Origin of the sequence: Eubacterium ramulus ATCC 29099 (assembly GCF_000469345.1) — a bacterium.
Taxonomy (GTDB): domain Bacteria; phylum Bacillota; class Clostridia; order Lachnospirales; family Lachnospiraceae; genus Eubacterium_I; species Eubacterium_I ramulus.
Genome location: NZ_KI271115.1, coordinates 21,576 through 23,698, shown reverse-complemented (window position 1 = coordinate 23,698; position 2,123 = coordinate 21,576). Strand labels below are relative to the sequence as shown.

3 protein-coding genes and 1 pseudogene are annotated in these 2,123 nt (G+C 53.4%); all 4 read left to right on the top strand.

The annotated features are described in order from the left end of the window. Window positions 1-112 precede the first annotated feature (112 nt). Window positions 113-454 (top strand): DUF7768 domain-containing protein, encoded by a 342-nt coding sequence (locus HMPREF0373_RS06640; RefSeq protein WP_003020223.1) that lies wholly within the window; start codon window positions 113-115, stop codon window positions 452-454. Next, the gene (locus HMPREF0373_RS06635; RefSeq protein ID WP_014080243.1) at window positions 454-1,167 is read left to right on the top strand and encodes an antirestriction protein ArdA; all 714 of its coding nucleotides are present in this window, start codon (window positions 454-456) and stop codon (window positions 1,165-1,167) included. Before HMPREF0373_RS06640 ends, HMPREF0373_RS06635 begins: the two co-directional genes overlap by 1 nt. Window positions 1,168-1,210: 43 nt before the next feature. Then, window positions 1,211-1,690 carry a PcfB family protein gene (locus HMPREF0373_RS06630; protein ID WP_330397925.1) on the top strand — a complete coding sequence of 160 codons (480 nt, stop codon included), beginning with the start codon at window positions 1,211-1,213 and terminating at the stop codon, window positions 1,688-1,690. Continuing rightward, a pseudogene (locus HMPREF0373_RS06625) lies at window positions 1,677-2,123 on the top strand (VirD4-like conjugal transfer protein, CD1115 family); the annotation flags it as partial. The gene HMPREF0373_RS06630 and the pseudogene HMPREF0373_RS06625, both read left to right, overlap by 14 nt.

Here is a 2,123-nt window from a genome sequence, read left to right as displayed (position 1 = left end):
TCCCCGGCAAGCGGCGGGGGTATATCCTCCAGAGCCGCCCCCTTTCCCAAGACTGGGAAAGGGCGTGGGGTTTGGGTTGAACTTTCTTATTAAAATATCGGAGGTATGAACGATGAAACGACCCCTTGCTTATATCACCGCTGCATGGCTCGGCGGCGATAGCGAAAACGCAGAACTGGCGGCGCAGTATTGCCGCACCGTGTATGAGGCAGGCTTTTCTCCTATTTGTCCGCCTTTGTACTTGCCCCTGTTTCTCAATGATGCTGTTCCCGAGGAGCATAAAAGCGGCATCGACATGAGCCGTGACCTGCTCCGCCGTTCTCATGTGCTGGTTGTCTGCGGGCACAGTATGACCGAAGCCATGAAAAATGATATTGCCGTGGCCCAGCGGCTGGGAATTACGGCAACAACCCTTGAGGGCATCCTGACCGTCAAGGGACAGGGCCGCCGCTAATGGCAACCCTGTTTGAAGCCTACGTTACCAACGCCGGAAAGTACAGCGAGGGCCAGCTTGTGGGTGAAACACTGAAATTTCCCACAACCGCCCAGGAGGTGGAGGCTCTTTTGAAACGGATCGGCGTGGATGGCGTCCGCTATCAGGAAATTTTTATTACCTCTTTCGATGGGGATGTGCTGGGGCTCTATGACCATTTGAGCGAGTATGAAAATCTGGACGAGCTTAATCATCTGGCCTGCCTGCTTTCCGAGCTTACCTCATCGGAGCTGGAAACACTGGAGGCCGTCCTCGACAGCGGCGATCACTGTTCTTCGGTGCGGGACATCATCAATCTGACACAAAATCTGGACTGTTACGGCTTTTACCCCGGCGTATCCGATGAGGAAACGCTGGGGCGTATTTATGTGGACGATCTGGAAATGTTGGATGTGCCGGATCAGGTAAAACCGTATTTCGATTATGAGGCGTATGGCCGGGATGCCTGCATCCACGAAAACGGCCATTTTGCCCCGGGCGGCTATGTTGTCAAAGAAAGCGATCATTTCGTGGAAGTGTATCACGGCTTGCAGGATATTCCCAAGGAGCATAAGGTGTTCTCTTTCCCGAAGCTCTCTATCCGGGAGCAAATGGCGGCCTATCAGGAAATCATAGACGGTTCTTCGCTGGAGGGCTACCGTCAAATGCAGAAAAAAGACCGTGGGGATCGGTGATGGCACTTCGAGACAAATTGTCCCAAGGAAGGAGGCGGTGTAACTGATTGATGAAGATATTTCCCGGCGCACGATAGCCATATCCGTAAAAACAACCAAGCTGACGGCGCGGGGACTGGCGTATGTGCTGGGCATGGTGGGCCGGAAGATCCGCAAGGCATACCGTGGGCGGCAAGTACCGCATGGAAAACAAAGTGTGCGAAAGCTCATGGCCCACGGTACAGCCACCAACAGCATTGAGCTATCCGGGGATGCCAAGTCCTTTGACCGCGTGGCCCGGAAATGGAATGTAGACTATGCGTTCTATAAAACCGGGCCGGACAAATACCTGCTGTTTTTCAAGGCTGGACAGGCAGACGCGATGACCGCCTGCTTTTCCGAGTACTCCCGGAAGGTGTTAAGCAAAGCAAAATCGAACCGAGTTCCCATCCGAGAACAACTGCAACAGGCGGCGGATCAGCTTTCCAAAGAAAAGCCGAAACAAAAAGAACGTGCAAAGGAGGTTGCCCATGAGGACAGATAAGATCAGAAAATATCTCATTCCAAACATTCCCTATCTGTTCATCCTGTGGGCGTTCCTCAAGCTGGGAACGGCCTACCGGCTGGCGGAGGGTAACGATTTTGCACATAAGCTCATCGGGCTGGGCCAGACGATTGGCCCGGCCTTTGCTGACTTTGCGCCCGGTTTAGTCCCGCTGGATTGGCTTGTCGGCATTGTAGGAGCCGTTGGTTTCCGGCTGCTGATCTATTTCAAAAGCAAGAACGCTAAGAAGTTCCGGCGGGATGCAGAATACGGCAGCGCCCGGTGGGGAACGGAAAAAGACATCAAACCGTTTGTTGATCCAAGGTTTGAAAACAACGTGATTTTGACCGGGACGGAGTTTCTCACGATGAACACCCGCCCGAAAATCCCCGCAAATGCCCGAAACCTGAATTGCTGTATTATCGGCTCCCCC

What these genes read in the sequence shown, in the direction of transcription:
- HMPREF0373_RS06640 (WP_003020223.1), top strand. Translation starts at nt 113, where the DNA reads ATGAAACGACCCCTTGCTTATATCACCGCTGCATGGCTCGGCGGCGAT.
- HMPREF0373_RS06635 (WP_014080243.1), top strand. Translation starts at nt 454, where the DNA reads ATGGCAACCCTGTTTGAAGCCTACGTTACCAACGCCGGAAAGTACAGC.